Genomic DNA, 18285 nt, shown 5'->3' with positions numbered 1-18285 from the left:
TGAGCCGAGAACAGCCCGCACCGCCACATCAGGAGACCCGCCGTGAAAAAGCTGCTTCCCGCCGTCGTGATTGCCTGCCTGCTCCTTGCGGGCTGTGCCGGAACGCCCCGGATGAGCGTCGGCGAGAGCTGCACCTTCCTCCAGGGCGACACGTTCAAGCCGACCGGAAACCAGCAGCAGCAGGCGGACCAGATCGCCAAGCACTACCAGGAGGTTGCCGACAAGGTGGCCCAGGAACTCGCCGATCCGATCCAGAAGATGGCCGACGTCATGAAGCAGGTGGCCGGTACGTCGCTGGGGGACAAGAGCGCAGAGCAGCTGGACGAGCTCAAAAAGCAGAACAACAGGATCGGCGAGGTCTGCAAGTAAGCGCCACCAATGGCATCGGCTAATCTGGAGCGGTGACCCTGCGCTTTTACGACACTGCATCCGCCGAAGTCCGGAACTTCGTTCCCCTGGTACCCGGCAAAGCGAGCCTGTACTACTGCGGTGCCACGGTGCAGGGAATGCCGCATGTGGGACATATTCGCTCTGCCATTGCGTTCGACCAGCTAACCCGCTGGCTGCAGTACCGCGGCCTGCGCGTCACCGTGGTCCGGAACGTCACGGACATCGACGACAAGATCCTGGCCAAGTCTGCGGCATCCTTTGAGCCCGACATCGAGCAGGAACCGGATACCGTCCGGGAAGAGGAATGGTGGGCACTGGCCTACCGGTATGAGCAGGAGTTCCTCAAGGCCTACGACACTCTTGGCGTCTCGCGCCCCACCTACGAACCGCGCGCCACCGGCCACATCCCGGAGATGCACGCGCTGATCCAGCAGCTGATCGACCGCGGCCACGCCTACCCCGCCCTGGACGGCTCGGGTGATGTCTACTTCGACGTGCGCTCCTGGAACAAGTACGGCTCGCTGACGCGCCAGAAGCTCGACGACATGCAGGGGGCAACTGACGCTGACCCTCGCGGCAAGAAGGACCCGCGCGACTTCGCGCTCTGGAAAGGCCACAAAGAAGGGGAGCCGACGACGGCGAGCTGGGTTTCGCCGTGGGGCGCCGGCCGCCCGGGCTGGCACCTTGAATGCTCTGCCATGGTCACCAAATACCTCGGCACGGAGTTCGACATCCACGGCGGCGGCCTCGACCTGCGCTTCCCACACCACGAGAACGAGATGGCCCAGTCCCAGGCTGCAGGCCACGGCTTCGCGAACTTCTGGATGCACAACGGCATGGTCACGTACCAGGGCGAGAAGATGTCCAAATCCGTGGGCAACACCGTGAGCCCCGCCGAGATGCTTGACCTAGCTTCGCCGCGCGTCGTCCGTTATTACCTTGGGCAGGCGCAGTACCGCTCGGTGCTGGACTACCAGCCGACCTCACTGCAGGAGGCCACCGCCGCCGTCGAACGCATTGACGGCTTCATTGCGCGTGCGGTCCGGACGCTTTCAGCTGACGGCGCGCTGCTCTTCGGCAGCTACGGCACGGTGCCGGACGCGTTCGCCGCAGCCATGGACGACGACCTGAACGTCCCACAGGCCCTTGCGGTGCTGCACGATACGGTCCGGGCAGGAAACTCCGCCCTCGTCGCCGGCGATCTCGAGGCCGCACGGCGGGCGCTGGCCAGTGTCACCGACATGCTCCGGGTCTTGGGAATCAGTGACGCGGCGCAGCCAGCCGTCGACGATCAAGCCGCCGCAGCGCTCGGTGTGCTCGTGGAGGCGCAGCTGGCCGCCAGGGCCGACGCCCGGTCAAAGAAGGATTGGACGGCCTCGGACGCCATCCGCGACACCCTCACGGCCGCCGGCGTCGTGGTGGAAGACGGCGCCGACGGAGCCACCTGGAGCCTCCAGCGCGGTTGAGCCGGCCGTCCCCGCTCCGCCCGGGTCAACGATTTAACTTGAGTCAGTAGACTGGAGTTCAGACTTACTCAATACAACCAAGGGTGGAACTCATGGCCAACAACGGTCGCCCGGGCGCAATCCGCAAGCTCAAGAAGGGCCCCACCACCGGAACCGGTGGCCACGGCCGTAAGGCCCTCGAAGGCAAGGGGCCCACCCCCAAGGCCGAGGATCGTCCCTATCACAAGGCGTACAAGAGCAAGCAGCTCTCGGAGCGCTCCGAGGCCAAGCGGTCCGGCGGCGGCCGCAACGCCGGCGCACGCTCCGGCCCGAAGGGCCGTGCCACGGAAGAAGTGGTCACCGGCCGCAACTCCGTCGTCGAGGCCCTCCGCGCCGGTATTCCTGCGAAGGCCCTGCACGTGGCGATCCGGATCGAAATGGACGACCGTGTGAAGGAGTCCCTCAAGCTTGCGGCCGAACGCGGCATCCCGCTGCTGGAAACCGGCAAGCCCGAGCTGGACCGCATGACCGACGACGCCGTGCACCAGGGCCTCGTGCTGCAGATCCCGCCGTACGAGTACCAGGACGCCTACGACCTCGCCGAGCAGACAGTCGACCGGTGGAAGAAGGGGCATGTGTCCAACGCGCCCCTGTTCGTCGCGCTCGATGGCATCACTGATCCCCGCAACCTTGGCGCCATCATCCGCTCGGTCTCGGCCTTCAGCGGCCACGGCGTGATCGTCCCGGAACGCCGTTCCGTGGGTGTCACGGCCTCCGCCTGGAAGACTAGCGCCGGCGCTGCCGTCCGCGTGCCCGTCGCCCGCGCCTCCAACCTGAACAACGCGCTCAAGCAGTTCAAGAACATGGGCATCTTCGTCCTGGGGCTCGACGGCGATGGCGACGTCTCGCTGCCGGACCTCACCCTGGCCACCGAGCCGGTCTGCATCGTGGTGGGTTCCGAGGGCAAGGGCCTCAGCCGTCTCGTCCGGGAAAACTGCGACCAGATCGTCTCGATCCCCATTGACTCCGCCATGGAATCACTCAACGCCTCCATGGCCGTCGGTATCTCCCTCTACGAAGTCAGCCGCCAGCGCGCCGTCAAGTAAGTCCAGTTGCGGCCAGTCCGCCGTCAACGCAGTTTTGCCGTCTGGCCCCCAAGGGTCCACCGCAGCAGCCGCTTTGCCGTCGCTTAGCGGGATGCCCCTTCCCAAACTTCGGAAGCTCAGTTCGGGGCCCTCAGGGCATCCCTTCCTCCCGCCGCCTCATCCGGCCGCGGGCGGCCTTCTTCAGCTCTGGTCGGCGATGCGCTCCTTAGCAAAACGGCTGCTGCGGTTCGGCGGTTGTCTCACCAACAGCTACTGTCCAGAATCCCTCTCTCACCTTTCGCGCATAAATTGGAAACGCTGTCGCACTTCTCGTCGGAAAACGGGAAACGCTCTCGCACATGACGTGCGGGAGCTTTTCCTCTCTTGGAGAGAGAGCGTAAGACGACGGCCGCCGCAAAACCAGCGGTCGGCGATGAAGGGCCGAACACTAAGCGACGGCAAGGCGTCGGCGCCCGCGGAAGCGAACATCGGCAGTCGGCCGGCGGCAGCCCGCATAGAGACGGTCGGGCCGCCTAAGGCGTAGGCGTTTAGAACTCGCGGCGGTTGGCCAGGACCGGCAGCTTGGTTTGGGCTTCCTTGACGGCGGCGGGATCCAGGTCGGCGAACAGGAGGCCGGGGGCGGCGTCGAGCTCTTCCAGGACTTCGCCGAACGGCGAGACGACGGCGGAGTGCCCCACGCCTGTGGGCGCCGCGCCGCGCGGCTCAATCCCTTGCGTGGCCGGGTCGCCCTGGCCGCAGGCGAGCACGTAGGTGGTCGTATCCACAGCGCGGGCGCGGGCCAGGAGCTGCCACTGTTCCACCTTGCCTGGCCCTGAGCCCCAGGAGGCGCAGATGATGTTGGCAACTGCTCCGCGGTCGGCGTTGGCCGTAAAGAGGGCGGGGAAACGGATGTCGTAGCAGGTGGCCAGGCCGAAGGTGACGCCGCCGGCGTCGAAAGTCACGGGCCCTGTTCCCGCGTCCACGGTGTCAGATTCGAGGAAGCCGAAAGCGTCGAAGAGATGCACCTTGTCGTAGCTCGCTTCCACGCCCGGGCCAGTGACCAGCAGCGTGTTCCGGACCTTGAGGGGGCCTTCGCCGGATGATGCCCCCGGAGTGAACATGCCGGCCACGATCACGATGCCCATGTCGGCGGCAATGGCGCGGACCCGGGTGGCCCACGGACCGTTGAGGGGTTCGGCGATGTCAATTAGGGAATTCCCGAACGCCCGCATGGTGGCCTCCGGAAACACCACGAGCCCGGCTCCGCCGTCCTTGGCTCGGCGGGCATGCTCCTCGACCAGTGCGAGATTGGCTTCGACATCGCGGCCGGTGATGATCTGGGCCAGTGCAATCTTCACAAATACCTCCACTCGGTGCGTCTTCCAGTATGCAGCGGAGCCGCGATCGGGGCCGCCGCACGTCACATGCCGGAATACATCGGCTTTTTGAACGTGACAGTTAAGCTTTAATCGATGGTAATGCCCTTAGTAGACACAGCCTCGACCGTGGACGCCTCGCACGCGTTCCCCCTCGGCGTAAGTTCAGTGCGCCCGGGGTCCTCCGACGGCTCGAAAAGCGGGCGCGCCAACGTAGCGGTCTATGCTCCCGGCATCCTTACCCTGGAAATCGGATACCTCGCTCCCGGCGGCGACTGGCAGATCCAGACCCTGCCGAACGTCACCAATGGCGTTCATCACGGCATCCTCGAGGGATTCCCGATCGGCTCGCGCTACGGCTTCCGCGCCGCCCCCGATGGGGAGGTTCTACCGCTTTCAGTTCCCACCGTGAATTTTGACGACTACGACGGCGACCGGCAGCCGCTGCTGCTCGATCCCTACGGACGCGCTGTAGACCAGCGGGACGGTTTTCTGACGAGTGTCCGGATGTCCAGCGATTTCGACTGGGGCGCCGATGATCGCCTGCATACGCCGTGGCGCAACACCATAATCTACGAGGCACATGTCCGCGGGCAAAGCATGCTGCACCCGGACATTCCAGAGCCGCTGCGCGGCACTTACGCCGGCATGGCACACCCCGCGATGATTGAGCACCTGACAGGACTCGGAATTACCGCAGTGCAGCTGCTGCCGGTACATTTCCACCTCGACGAACCGCATCTTCAAAACCTGGGCCTGACCAATTACTGGGGCTACAACACGGCGGCCTTCTTTGCCCCGCACCCCGGGTACGCTACGCGGTCCGCGCAGGAGTCCGGCCCGCAGGCGGTCCAGGATGAGTTCAAGGGCATGGTCAAGCTCTTGCACGCCGCAGGTATCGAAGTGATCCTGGACGTGGTCTATAACCACACCGCCGAAGGCGGACACGACGGGCACACAGTTTCGTTCCGCGGCCTGGGGGAAAAGAAGTACTACCGCTCCGACGACAGCGGGAAATACATCGACACCACAGGCTGTGGGAATTCGCTCAACTTCGGCGAGCCCCGTGTGATCCAGCTCGTTCTGGACTCGCTCCGCTACTGGGTGGACGAATTCCACATCGACGGTTTCCGTTTCGACCTGGCCGTGACGCTCTGCCGGAATGCCGCCAACGATTTTGATCCGAACCACCCGTTCCTGGTGGCCGTCGCCGGCGATCCGGTGCTCTCCAGGGTCAAGCTGATCGCCGAACCCTGGGACGTCGGCTATGGGGGCTGGCAGACAGGCCGGTTCCCGGGTGGCTGGGTGGACTGGAACGACCACTACCGCGACGCCCTGCGCTCGTTCTGGCTTGCTGACCGCGCGGCGATCGACGCCGGTGGCCAGGGCGGATCCGTGGCCCGGCTGGCAGATGCCATGTCCGGTTCTGCGAGCCTGTTCCAGCCCTCAGGCCGTTCACGGCTCGCGTCGCTGAACTTCATCACGTCCCACGACGGTTTCACCCTGGCCGACTTGGTGTCCTATGACCGCAAGCACAACGAGGCCAACGGGGAGCAGAACCGCGACGGGCACGGCGACAACCGCAGCTACAACCACGGGTTTGAAGGCCGCACCGAGGATGAAACTATCCTTGCACGGAGGGCGCAGACCCGGCGGAATCTGATGGCTTCGCTCATGATCTCTCTCGGCGTCCCCATGATCACGGCGGGCGATGAACTGGGCCGCACGCAGCAAGGCAACAACAACGCCTATTGCCAGGACAACCCCCTCGCCTGGGTCGACTGGACCAGCACCCCGGAATCCCACGCCATGCTCCGGAGCACCAAGCGGGTCATTCGGCTCCGACGGGAATTCCTTGCAGGCCAGCCGCACGATTACCCGGTGCGGGACGCGCAGTCGTACCTGTACTGGTATGACCAGGATGGCGAGCCGATGACCATGGAGCGGTGGAATGATCCGCGGCACCGCGTGGTGCAGCTGCTGCTGGGCTCCGATGACGGGCAGGTGGCCGGGCTGGTTGTGGTCAACGGCGGCCGCGATGACGTCAGGGTCACCCTTCCCCAGGTCACCAATGACGACGGCGTCGGCAAAAGGATGTTCGAACTGCGCCTCACCACCTCCGATCTTCATGACCGCCGCCAAGGCTTCCGCGTGGCGTCGGGGGAGCGGGACCTCGTACAGGCCAACACGATCAACATCTACCGCACCTAGTATCAGCAGACAGGGAAAGCATAGATATGCGCCGTTTACTGGCTGCGGTGGTGCTGATTGCGCTGCTCGGATTGGCACTTGTCGTGTCCAACGGGCTGCAGCCACAGGCCGGCAGTCCCGCACAGGCACCGTCCGGAACCGTTGCACCGTCCCGCACCCCCGCCCCCGCGTCCTCTCGCGCACCCTCGGCTGCTGGCCAGACCACAGGCATCCCCAACCCCTCCGGCCTCGCCACGATCAGGGAGTCCCAGCTCCCCGCCGAAGGCCGCCGGATTCTCACGCTCATACGCCAGGGCGGTCCGTTCCCTTATGAGCGCGATGGAGTGACCTTCGGAAACCTTGAACGCATCCTGCCGCGCAAGTCGGGCGGCTACTACAGGGAGTACACCGTTCCCACTCCCGGGGAATCCGACCGGGGCGCCCGAAGGATCGTGGCAGGCAAGTCCGGCGAAAAGTACTACACCCCGGACCACTACGAGTCGTTCAAGTTCATAGCAGAGGGTAAGTAGCACCATGAAAATCTATTCCGTGGACACCTGGACAGTCGACGAGCTGCGTGACCAGCTTGCGGACGCCGGCCGCCGCAGCCTCCTGATCCCGGCAGCGGGCTCCAAGAAAGAGGTGCTGACCCGTTTCGGGGAAGCCCTGGATTTCCCGGAGCACTACGGAGTGAACCTGGACGCCCTCAACGACTCGCTGCACGACTTCGCCGACGCCATTTCCGACGACGGCCAGGAACCAGTGACGGTCATCTGGCAGGTGCCAGCGGCCTTCCGCAGCGACAGGTCCTTCGGAGTCATCTGCGAGGTCCTGCAGGACGCCGAAAGCTACGCCGGCAAGGACCTGTCAGTCATCGCCGTGTTCCTCTAGCAACCTCTGCCTACGCGTTCACGATCAGGCCCAGCTCGGCCTTGGACGCCAGTGCCTCGTGCTTGGGCAACACCCGCACTGTGTAGCCGAAGGATCCGGAGCGGTCGATCACGATTGAGCCTGTGAACAGGTACCGGCCGCTGCCGAGCTCATCCTTCGGCTCCAGTTCCACAAGGGTCACGTTGGCGAGTTCGTCGCTTTCCTCGGCCTGGCCGTACGCAACTTCCACAGACACGTCGTCGGGCGTCAGGTCGTGCAGCCCCACGTACGCGTTGACCTGCAGAGTATCGCCGATCTGCGGTTCCTCGGACACTCCCAGGGAGTCCACGTGTTCCACATGCAGCTGGGGCCAGGCCTCGCGGACCCTGGACGTCCAGGCTGCGAGTTCCCTGGCCTGGGCGAAGGAATCCGCAACGGCGTGCCGGCCCGAAATGGCAGCAGGCCTGTACAGGATGTTGACGTAGTCCTGCAGCATCCGTTCGGCGGACACCGCCGGTCCCAGGTGGGCGAGCGTGTGCTTGATCATGGACACCCAGTGGGTGGGGATCTTCTCCCGCCCTGAAGACGACGGCCCGGCAGCGCCGGCCGCCTCGGACACAGTACTGCCGTAGAAGCGCGGTGCCACCTGCGTCTCAAGCAGTTCGTACAGCGCCGCGGCCTCGATATCGTCGCGTTCCTCCGATGAGGCTCCGTTGTTGGCGGTCGGAATCGCCCAGCCGTTCTCGCCGTCGTACATCTCATCCCACCAGCCGTCGAGCACCGAAAGGTTGAGGGATCCGTTGATGGCGGCCTTCATGCCGGACGTGCCGCAGGCTTCCAGCGGGCGCAGCGGGTTGTTGAGCCAGACGTCGCAGCCCGGGAAGAGCGTGCGGGCCATGGCGATGTCGTAGTTCGGCAGGAAGACGATACGGTGCCGGACCTTCGGGTCATCCGTAAAGCGCACCAGGTCCTGGATCATCTTCTTGCCGGCATCGTCTGCGGGGTGCGACTTGCCGGCAATGACCAGCTGGATGGGGTGCTCCTTGTGCAGCAGCAGAGCCTTGAGCCGTTCCGGTTCGCGCAGCATCAGCGTCAGCCGCTTGTAGGTGGGCACGCGCCGGGCGAAGCCGATGGTCAGGACATCCGGGTCAAGCACCGAGTCCGTCCAGCCGAGTTCGGCGTCGGCGGCGCCTCGTTTCTTCCACGCCGCACGCAGCCGGCGCCGGACGTCCTCGACGAGCGAGACGCGCATTTCGCGCCGGAGCGCCCAGACTTCGGCGTCGCTGACGTTGTAGGCGAGGTCCCACCGGCCCATTACTTCAGCTTCCACGCCGAATCTTTCACGGGCGAGCTTGGAAATCCTCGAGTCGACCCACGTGGGTACGTGCACGCCGTTGGTCACGGACGTGATGGGCACCTCGGAATGGTCGAATCCCGGCCAGAGCGCCGCGAACATGCCGCGGGATACTTCACCGTGTAGTTTGGCCACGCCGTTGGCCCGCTGCGCGAGGCGGAGCCCCATGACGGCCATGTTGAACACGAAGGGGTTGCCGTCGGCGAAGTCTTCGCGTCCCAGATCCAGGATCCGGGACGTGGGGACGTCCGGGGCAAGGCCCGCCTCGAAGAAATGCTGGATCTGCGCGACTTCGAAGCGGTCGATGCCGGCCGGAACAGGGGTGTGCGTGGTGAACACAGTCGATGCGCGCCCCGCGGCAAGGGCCTCATTGAACGTGAGTGACTGCTCCCCGGCCATCAGTTCCTGGATCCGTTCGATCCCGAGGAAACCGGCGTGGCCTTCGTTGGTGTGGAACACCTCCGGCGCTGTGGTGCCCGTGAGCCGCTGGTAGACGCGCAGCGCCTTCACCCCGCCCATGCCCAGCAGCAGTTCCTGCTGCAGACGGTGGTCGCCTCCGCCGCCGTACAGGCGGTCTGTGATGCCGCGGGCGGCGTCGTCGTTGCCGGGAACGTTGGAGTCCAACAGCAGGAGGGGGACACGTCCGACGTCGGCACGCCAGATGTGCGCCAAAAGGCGCCGCCCGCTGGGCAGCGGCAGCGCGATCTGGATGGGCTTGCCGTTTCCGTCCGCCGACGGCTCCCGGAGCAGCGTCAGGGGCAGGCCATCCGGATCAATCACCGGATAGGTTTCCTGCTGCCAGGCGTCGCGGGACAGGGACTGCTTGAAGTAGCCGGCCTGGTACAGCAAACCCACACCGATCAATGGAACGCCGAGGTCCGAGGCAGCCTTCAAGTGGTCGCCGGCGAGGATGCCGAGGCCGCCGGAGTACTGCGGGAGAACCTCCGTGATGCCGAATTCTGGTGAGAAGTACGCGATGGAGGCGGGGGCGTCGTCCCCCAGGCTCTGGTACCAGCGCGGCTCTTGAAGGTACCGGTCCAGGTCCTCGGCCGCGGAGTGCACACGCGCCACGACATCCTGGTCGGTCGCCAGCCGGTGCATTTCCTCCCGGCCGACAAGACCGAGGAAGTTGACCGGATCGTTGCCGCTTTCAGCCCAAACTTTGGGGTTGAGTCCCTCGAAGAGTTCCCTGGTGGGCCGGTGCCAGGACCAGCGCAGGTTGGTGGCCAAGCGGGCAAGCGGCCGGATCGGTTCAGGAAGAACGGTTCGGACGGTAAATCTGCGGATTGCCTTCACCTGCGTCACACTAACGGACAAGATGAACGGCCGGAACCGGATTGGATTACTTTCCGGTAAATGACGAATCAGTTCGCTAATTAAGATCGCAGGCTTAGCATTTCCCTCCTTTTCTCGCTAACGTCGAGCCTGTGACGACTAACACGCGAACCAGTGCCCCCTCCAAGCAAACGCCGAAAGTTTCGATCATGGATGGCCTTCGATTCGGCCGTTTCCCGATCACCAACGTTCAGCCGGTTGTGGAAGGGGGGAAGTACCCCGCCAAGGCGCTCCCCGGCGAAGGGATCGTGGTCAGCGCACAGTCGTTCCGCGAAGGCCACGACATGTTGGGGGTCAGCGCCGTCCTCCTGGATCCCAAGGGCAAAGAGCGCCAGCGCGTGCGCCTTCAGCCGCCGGCCGGTGACCGTGGCAAGGGTACAGACCTTTGGGAGGGTATGCTGACTCCCACTTCCACCGGCAACTGGTCCTTCGTGATCGAAGCATGGCATGACCGCTATGGCACGTGGCACCACAACGCCGAGGTCAAGGTCGAGGCGGGCATCGACGTAGAGCTGATGCTCGATGAAGGCGCCGCCCTGTTGTCGCAGGCGGCAGAGGAGCCGTTCCGCAACTCCACCGACAGGCGGACGCTTCGTACCGCCGTCGTCGGTCTCTCCGACACCTCCAGGTCCGCCGAAGAGCGTCTGGCTGCCGGCTTCGGCGCGGACGTTGCCGAGATTGTGGGCCGCGAGCCGATCCGCGAGCTTGTTACAGTCTCCGAACCGTTTCCCCTGCTGGTTGAGCGGGATCTCGCCGGCCGCGGATCCTGGTATGAGTTCTTCCCCCGTTCCGAGGGCGCCGTCCGCAACCACGAGACCGGCGCCTGGACGTCCGGCACCTTCAGGACTGCGGCCAACAGGCTGCCGGCCGTCGCGGACATGGGTTTCGACGTCATCTACATGCCCCCGATCCACCCCATTGGCATCCAGCACCGCAAAGGCCCCAACAACACGCTGATCGCGGGCCCGAACGACCCCGGATCCCCGTGGGCCATCGGGGCCAAAGAGGGCGGCCACGACGCCATCCACCCGGAACTCGGCACGTTCGAGGACTTCGACGCGTTCGTGGCCCGCGCCAACGAGCTGGGCCTCGAAGTCGCGCTGGATCTGGCCCTCCAGGCCGCGCCTGACCACCCGTGGGTCACGTCCAACCCGGAATGGTTCACCACCCGCGTGGATGGCAGCATCGCATACGCTGAAAATCCTCCGAAAAAGTACCAGGACATCTATCCCCTCAACTTCGACAACGATCCCGAGGGCCTGTCCAGGGAAATCCTGCGCATCGTCCAGCTCTGGGTCAGCCACGGGGTGAAGATCTTCCGCGTGGACAACCCGCACACCAAACCTGTCTGGTTCTGGGAGTGGCTCATCGGCAAGGTCAACAAGAAAAACCCGGAAGTCGTCTTCCTAGCGGAGGCCTTCACCCGGCCCGCCATGATGCACGCGCTCGGCAGGGCCGGCTTCCAGCAGTCCTACACGTACTTCACGTGGCGGAACACCAAGAAGGAACTGGAGGAGTACTTCCAGGAGGTCAGCCACGACTCGCCGGCGTACTTCCGGCCGAATTTCTTCGTCAATACTCCGGATATCCTCACCGAGTACCTCCAGTACGGTGGTCCCGCGGCGTTCAAGATCCGTGCTGCACTTGCGGCGACGGCCAGCCCGTTGTGGGGCGTGTACGCCGGCTTCGAACTGTACGAACATGTGGCCAGGCCCGGGGCGGAAGAGTACATCGACAACGAGAAGTTCGAGTACAAGGCCAGGGACTGGGAGGCCGCTGCCGCGTCGGGGCGGACGCTGGCCCCTTACCTGACCAGGCTCAACGAGATCCGCAAGACCCACCCGGCGCTGGGGGACCTGCAGAACCTGACTGTGCACCGCAGCACGGATGACGCCACAGTGGTCTATTCCAAGCACAAGACACTCCCGGATGGCACCAAGGACACCCTCATCGTGGTGGTCAACGTGGATCCGCACAGCACGCGGGAAAGCACGGTATCGCTTGATCTCGCCGCGCTGCAGCTCGACCCGGCAGACCTCACGCCGAACGGCGGCTTCAGGGTGGATGATTTGATCTCGGGCGAGACGTGGGAATGGGGCGAATACAACTACGTCAGACTCGATGCCCATGTAGAACCTGCACACATCCTGAACATCCGGAGGTAGCCTCAATTGAGTTTCAGCCCGCAGAACCCGAGTCACCACTTCACACCGAAGAGCACGTTCGAGCTCAATGCGCCGGGATTGCAACACGATCCTCTGTGGTACCGGAAGGCGGTGTTCTATGAAGTGCTTGTCCGGGGCTTCGCGGATGCGAACGGCGACGGTTCAGGCGACTTCCACGGACTGATCGAGAAACTCGACTACCTGCAGTGGCTGGGCGTTGACTGCCTTTGGCTTCCGCCTTTCTTCCAGTCGCCGCTCCGGGACGGCGGCTATGACATCTCCGACTACAACTCGGTGCTGGACGAGTTTGGAACCATCAGTGACTTCAAGCGGCTCGTGGCCGAGGCCCATGCCCGCGGCGTTCGGGTCATCATCGATCTCCCGCTGAACCACACCTCGGACCAACACCCGTGGTTCCAGGAGTCGCGGAAGGATCCGGACGGTCCTTTCGGCGACTTCTACGTGTGGAGCGACACCGACGAAAAGTACCAGGATGCCCGCATCATCTTCGTGGACACGGAGGAGTCCAACTGGACCTTCGACCCCATCCGGCGCCAGTTCTTCTGGCACCGTTTTTTCAGCCACCAGCCCGACCTCAATTTCGAGAACCCCAAGGTCATCGACGCTCTGTTCGACGTCGTGCGGTTCTGGCTGGACCAGGGAATCGACGGCTTCCGCGCCGACGCGATCCCCTACCTCTTCGAGGAGGAAGGCACCAACTGCGAGAACCTGCCTGCCACCCACGAGTTCCTCCGCAAGCTGCGGAAGATGGTGGATGAGAGCTATCCCGGCAGGGTGATCATCGCGGAGGCCAACCAGCCGCCCAACGAAGTGGTGGAGTATTTCGGCACCGAGGAGGAACCGGAGTGCCACATGGCTTTCCACTTCCCGATCATGCCTCGGCTGTACTACGCGCTGCGCGACCAAAAGGCAGCCCCGATCATCGAGACCATGCATGACACGCCGGAGATCCCCGAGGGTGCGCAATGGGGAACCTTCCTTCGAAACCACGATGAGCTGACGCTGGAAATGGTCACCGCCGACGAACGGGCGGCGATGCTTGGCTGGTATGCCCCGGATCCGCGCATGCGGGCCAACATCGGCATCCGGCGCCGGCTGGCGCCGCTGCTGGATAACTCCAGGGCGGAAATCGAACTCATCAACGCGATGCTGCTGTCCTTGCCGGGGAGCCCCTTTCTTTACTACGGTGACGAAATCGGCATGGGCGACAACATCTGGCTGGAAGACCGCGACGCCGTCCGCACACCCATGCAGTGGAACCCGGACCGGAACGCCGGGTTCTCCAACGCGGATCCCGGCAAGCTCTACCTTCCGGTGATCCAGTCGCTGGTCTACAACTACAACATGGCCAATGTTGAGGCCGAGGCCGCGCACTCAGGGTCGCTGCTTCGCTGGACACGGCAGATCCTGAGTGTCCGGCGCAACCACGCGGCGTTCGGGCTGGGCGGCTTCAAGCACGTGGAAGCCGACCACGAAGTGGTGCTGGCCTACGTGCGCGAATTGCCGGAAGGTAACTCCGCCGGCGAACCGCCCGAAACCATCCTGTGCGCCTTCAACCTCTCGCAGCACCCCGTGGCGACCACGCTGAGGCTTCCGCAGTTTGCGGGACGCGGGCTCCGGGACGTGTTCGGCGGCCAGCCCTTTCCCGGCGTCGGAGACGACGGGAACCTGACCCTTACCCTTGGCAGCCACGACTTCTTCTGGCTCCGGGTACGTTCGGCTGCGTCCAACCCGGCGTCACCTTTCACCCAGGCGATGCCCATCCTGTCCATTGAGGGGTGACATGAGCCAATCTACGCTGACACCAACGCTCGAAGAGCTGCTTCGCCAATGGCTGCCGCGCCAGCGGTGGTTCCCGGTGAAGTCCGCCGAATTCTCGCTTGCTCCCGTGGGCGGACTCATCCTCAACGAGTCGTCGGGTGAGGTGGGCCTTGAGGTCTTCCTCGCCGCCGTGGTCTCCGAAACTGCCGACGGCGGCCCCCGCACCGATGTGGTGCAGGTGCCGCTCAGCTACCGGCGCGAACCGCTGCCCGGGGCCGAGAGCGCGCTCATCGGCGAAAGTGACCACGCGGATTTGGGGCACCGTTGGGTCTACGACGCCGTCCATGATCCGGTGTTCATTGCCGAATGGCTGGAGCTTATGCGGACGGAGGGAACCGCGGCGGCCGGCACGGCCAGCGGGCACCTCTCCGGCGCCGGCCAGCCCCTTCCGCGTGCCACCGGCACGGTCCGGGTCCTGTCGGGCGAACAGTCCAACAGTTCGGTGATCGTCGACGACGGCGCCTCCGCGGCTATCGTGAAATTCTTCCGTGTGCTTTCGGCCGGCCGCAATCCGGAGGTGGAAGTGGGGGCAGCCCTGTCCGCCGCGAGGACCTCTGAAGTCCCGGCCACCCTCGGCTGGGTCACAGGCGAGTGGTTTCCGCAGCGGGCGCGGACATCGTCCGCAGGGTCCGGCCCGGAGACCGCTGCGGCAGGCACGGCCCAGGGCGAATTGGCGGTAGCCCACGAGTTCCTGGCCGGAGGCCGGGATGCCTGGCGGCTGGCGGTTGATGCGGCCAGCGCAGGAGCGGACTTCACCGAGCAGGCGCACTCGCTGGGCCATGCCACGGCCACCGTCCACCGTCGGCTCGCCGAGACGCTGGGGGTTTCCTCAGAAGCCGTCCCGGGCGGGGTCATAGCGCCTGGAGTAGCCCAGCGGGTGCGGCAGGCCTGGAGCGAGGCCGGCCCCGCCGTCGGGCCCCACGAAAGCGAGCTGGAAAGCCTCCTTAAGCAACTCGAGGGTGTCCCGGCGGGTGCGCTCCAGCGCATCCACGGTGACCTCCACCTTGGCCAGATCCTCCAAGTTCCGGGCCGTGAAGGCGACTCGGACCGGTGGGCCATTCTTGACTTCGAGGGTGAGCCGCTGCGGCCCATCTCTGAACGGAACTTCCCCGACGTCCCGCTAAGGGACGTGGTGGGCATGCTGCGCTCATTTGACTATGCCGCGGGAGCCGCGGAGCGCGAGGGGAGCGGTGCCCGGGTGCCCGAGTCGTGGGTGGACGACTGCGCCGAGGCCTTCCTGGCCGGCTACTTGGAAGTCACCCCCGGCACCATAGACCGGAACTCCCCGCTCTTTGTGGCATTGTGGCTGGACAAGGCGTTATACGAAGTCGTGTATGAATTGCGCAACAGGCCCGACTGGCTGGCTATTCCGGTGAATGCATCCAGGCGGCTCCTCAGCAAGAAAGGCCCCGGCGAACCGGCCGCGGCCGCAGCGGAAGGTAAGAAGATGACAGGCTCTGCACCTACAGATCGGCCCCAGGCCCCTCTCCATGTGGATGCGCATACGCTTTCGCGCGTGGCGGCCGGAGAGCACCACGCCCCACACTCTGTGCTTGGTGCCCATCTGGATGACTACGGCCACGTAACCATCCGCACCGTCAAGCACCTGGCCGAAGCCGTCACTGTGGTGACCGCGGCCGGTTCGATGCCGATGACCCACGAATCAGAGGGCGTGTGGGTTGCCGTGCTGGAGCCCCTGCAGGCCGGTCACGTGCCGGACTATCGGCTTGAGGTGACATACGAGGGTGCGGAACCTGTGACGGTGGACGAACCGTACCGCTACCTTCCGACGGTGGGCGAAGTGGATCTGCACCTGATCGGAGAGGGCCGCCACGAGACGCTCTGGACGGTGCTCGGCGCCCACGTCCAGCACTATAAGTCCTCGCTGGGGGACGTCGACGGCGTGTCCTTCGCCGTGTGGGCCCCCAACGCCGAGGCCGTGCGCGTGAAGGGTGACTTCAATGCCTGGGACGGGCGCGAAAACTCATTGCGCTCCCTTGGCTCCTCCGGCGTCTGGGAATTGTTCGTCCCGGGCGTTGTAGCAGGCGCGTGCTACAAATACGAGATCAAGACCAAGGCCGGCCACTGGGTTGAGAAGGCCGACCCCCTGGCATTCGGCACCGAGGTCCCGCCGCTGACCGCCTCGAGGGTGGTTGACTCCCACTACCGGTTCGAGGACGCGGACTGGATGAAGGCCCGGGCCGAGCGGGACCCGCACAACTCGCCCATGAGCGTCTACGAGGTCCACCTCGGATCGTGGCGCCTCGGCCTGAGCTACCGCGAACTGGCCAAGGAACTCGTTGACTATGTGCAGTGGCTTGGCTTCAGCCACGTTGAGTTCATGCCGGTGGCCGAACACCCCTTCGGCGGCTCCTGGGGCTATCAGGTCACCTCCTACTTTGCCCCGACGTCACGCTTCGGCCACCCTGACGAGTTCCGGTACCTGGTGGATGCGCTCCACCAGGCTGGCATCGGGGTCCTCCTTGACTGGGTCCCGGCGCACTTCCCCAAGGACAACTGGGCCCTGGCCCAGTTCGACGGTCAGCCGCTGTACGAACATGCCGATCCCAACCTGGGGGAACACCCGGACTGGGGAACCCTGATCTTCGACTTCGGCCGCACCGAGGTCCGCAACTTCCTCGTGGCCAACGCGCTCTACTGGCTCGATGAATTCCACATCGACGGACTGCGCGTGGACGCGGTCGCGTCCATGCTCTATCTGGATTACTCCCGTGAAGAGGGTCAGTGGCAGCCGAACAGGTTCGGCGGCCGCGAAAACCTGGAGGCTATCTCCTTCCTCCAGGAGACCAACGCCACGGTCTACAAGACGCATCCCGGCGCGGTCATGATCGCTGAAGAATCCACCGCATTCCCTGGCGTGACGGGTCCCACCAGCCACGGCGGGCTGGGCTTCGGGCTCAAGTGGAACATGGGCTGGATGCACGATTCGCTCAAGTACGCGTCGGAAGATCCAGTCAACCGGAAGTGGCACCACGGGACGGTCACGTTCTCGCTGGTCTATGCCTTCACTGAGAACTTCCTGCTCCCCATCAGCCATGACGAGGTTGTCCACGGCAAGGGCTCGATGCTCCGCAAGATGCCCGGCGACCGCTGGCAGCAACTGGCGAACCTGCGGGCCTTCCTCGGTTACCAGTGGGCGCACCCGGGCAAGCAACTGATCTTCATGGGGACCGAGTTCGGCCAGGAAGCCGAATGGTCCGAGCAGCACGGCCTGGACTGGTGGCTGGCCGACATTCCGGCCCACCGCGGGATTCAGCTCCTCACGAAGGATCTGAACGAGCTGTACAAGTCCACTCCTGCGTTGTATTCACGCGACAACGAGCCCGGCGGATTCCAGTGGATCAACGGGGCTGACGCGGACCGCAATGTGCTGACCTTTGTCCGTTGGGACACTGAGGGCAACCCGCTGGTCGTAGCGGTTAACTTCTCGGGTGGGCCGCACAAGGAGTACGCCCTTGGGGTGCCGTCCGCCGGTGCCTGGACTGAAGTACTCAACACCGATGCGCCGGCATACGGTGGTTCCGGCGTTCTCAACGCGGGGAACCTGACGGCGGAGGACGAAGGTCTCGATGGCCAGCCCGCCACCCTGACTGTGACGCTGCCGCCGCTGGGTGCTGCATACTTCAAGCCGGCAGGCACGGGCGCTCCGAAACTGCAGAGCCGGTCAGCTGCAGCAGAAGCGCCGGACACCACGGTGAGTTGAGGCCGTCTGGTTCAGCCGGCCGTAGGGTCAGCCGACCGTAAGTGTCGGCAGAACACCTTTTCAAGGCCGGCTGATGAGGCCCGGAATCCGCGTGATTCCGGGCCTCATCCGTCCCTTCTGCGCCTGGGTTGGCCTCTGGCAAAAGTAGTGGTAGAGTTTATTTCCGCGCCGCTCCCCGGAGTTGGTCGGTAAAGCGAGTAGGATGCCCCAGGGCGTCACGAAGCCGCGGACGCCGATTTGACCAGGGTGAAGCGAGCGGGTAAGCTTGAAAAGTTGCTCCGGAGCGATCTGCGACTGGTTGTTTGGTTGTGGTGGTGCCGGGTGTGTCTGTTGTTTGAGAACTCAATAGTGTGCCAAGTTTGTTGATACCGGTTTATTTTATATGAATTGGTTGAATTGACCAGGTTGCGCCGCCCCTGTGGTGTGGTCTGGTTTTTACAGCTGGTTTCAAATTTTGTGCAGCTTGGTTCCGCGTTTTCCCGTGGTTCCTGGTTGTGTCTGTTTTGTTT

Annotated in this window: 11 protein-coding genes; 9 read left to right on the top strand and 2 right to left on the bottom strand. The window is 64.5% G+C overall.

The genetic code is table 11. The features are described from left to right. Window positions 1-42: 42 nt before the first annotated feature. From AC1D14_RS17660 to rlmB, 3 genes are all read left to right on the top strand, one after another. A complete protein-coding gene (locus AC1D14_RS17660) occupies window positions 43-369 on the top strand; it encodes a hypothetical protein (RefSeq protein ID WP_230120762.1) in 327 nt (108 codons plus the stop codon). 32 nt (window positions 370-401) lie between these two features. Beyond that, window positions 402-1856, top strand: a complete 1455-nt coding sequence (gene cysS, locus AC1D14_RS17655) for a cysteine--tRNA ligase (RefSeq protein ID WP_230120764.1) — start codon at window positions 402-404, stop codon at window positions 1854-1856. Window positions 1857-1948: 92 nt separating this feature from the next. Then, window positions 1949-2941: a 23S rRNA (guanosine(2251)-2'-O)-methyltransferase RlmB gene (gene rlmB, locus AC1D14_RS17650; RefSeq protein ID WP_230120771.1), complete on the top strand. Its 993-nt coding sequence runs from the start codon at window positions 1949-1951 to the stop codon at window positions 2939-2941. 527 nt (window positions 2942-3468) lie between these two features. Here the strand turns inward: rlmB and AC1D14_RS17645 are convergent. After that, window positions 3469-4278 carry a carbon-nitrogen hydrolase family protein gene (locus AC1D14_RS17645; RefSeq protein WP_230120773.1) on the bottom strand — a complete coding sequence of 270 codons (810 nt, stop codon included), beginning with the start codon at window positions 4276-4278 and terminating at the stop codon, window positions 3469-3471. A 114-nt stretch (window positions 4279-4392) separates the two neighbouring features. Here AC1D14_RS17645 and glgX point away from each other — a divergent pair, with 114 nt between their 5' ends. The 3 genes from glgX to AC1D14_RS17630 are packed head-to-tail and all read left to right on the top strand — an operon-like array spanning window position 4393 to window position 7377. Continuing rightward, window positions 4393-6507, top strand: a complete 2115-nt coding sequence (gene glgX, locus AC1D14_RS17640; protein ID WP_476968893.1) for a glycogen debranching protein GlgX — start codon at window positions 4393-4395, stop codon at window positions 6505-6507. A 26-nt stretch (window positions 6508-6533) separates the two neighbouring features. Beyond that, complete coding sequence (locus tag AC1D14_RS17635; protein WP_230120777.1) at window positions 6534-7016, top strand: guanyl-specific ribonuclease; 483 nt, start codon at window positions 6534-6536, stop codon at window positions 7014-7016. A gap of 4 nt (window positions 7017-7020) precedes the next feature. Further along, the gene (locus AC1D14_RS17630; RefSeq protein WP_230120779.1) at window positions 7021-7377 is read left to right on the top strand and encodes a barstar family protein; all 357 of its coding nucleotides are present in this window, start codon (window positions 7021-7023) and stop codon (window positions 7375-7377) included. A 10-nt stretch (window positions 7378-7387) separates the two neighbouring features. Here the strand turns inward: AC1D14_RS17630 and glgP are convergent, their stop codons facing one another. Further along, on the bottom strand, window positions 7388-10006 hold the full coding sequence (gene glgP, locus AC1D14_RS17625; protein ID WP_230120780.1) for an alpha-glucan family phosphorylase: 2619 nt from the start codon (window positions 10004-10006) through the stop codon (window positions 7388-7390). 188 nt (window positions 10007-10194) lie between these two features. Here glgP and AC1D14_RS17620 point away from each other — a divergent pair, with 188 nt between their 5' ends. Genes AC1D14_RS17620 through AC1D14_RS17610 form a run of 3 tightly spaced genes read left to right on the top strand, consistent with a single transcriptional unit; the run spans window position 10195 to window position 17776 of the window. Next, window positions 10195-12210 carry an alpha-1,4-glucan--maltose-1-phosphate maltosyltransferase gene (locus AC1D14_RS17620; RefSeq protein WP_230120782.1) on the top strand — a complete coding sequence of 672 codons (2016 nt, stop codon included), beginning with the start codon at window positions 10195-10197 and terminating at the stop codon, window positions 12208-12210. A 6-nt stretch (window positions 12211-12216) separates the two neighbouring features. Beyond that, entirely contained in the window at window positions 12217-14013 is a 1797-nt protein-coding gene (gene treS / locus AC1D14_RS17615; protein ID WP_230120795.1) for a maltose alpha-D-glucosyltransferase, read from the top strand. A 1-nt stretch (window position 14014) separates the two neighbouring features. Beyond that, on the top strand, window positions 14015-17776 hold the full coding sequence (locus AC1D14_RS17610) for a 1,4-alpha-glucan branching enzyme (RefSeq protein WP_476968892.1): 3762 nt from the start codon (window positions 14015-14017) through the stop codon (window positions 17774-17776). Window positions 17777-18285: the final 509 nt, after the last annotated feature.

Source organism: Arthrobacter sp. P1_B11, from assembly GCF_056406715.1.
This window is presented reverse-complemented; position numbering and strand designations above follow the sequence as displayed.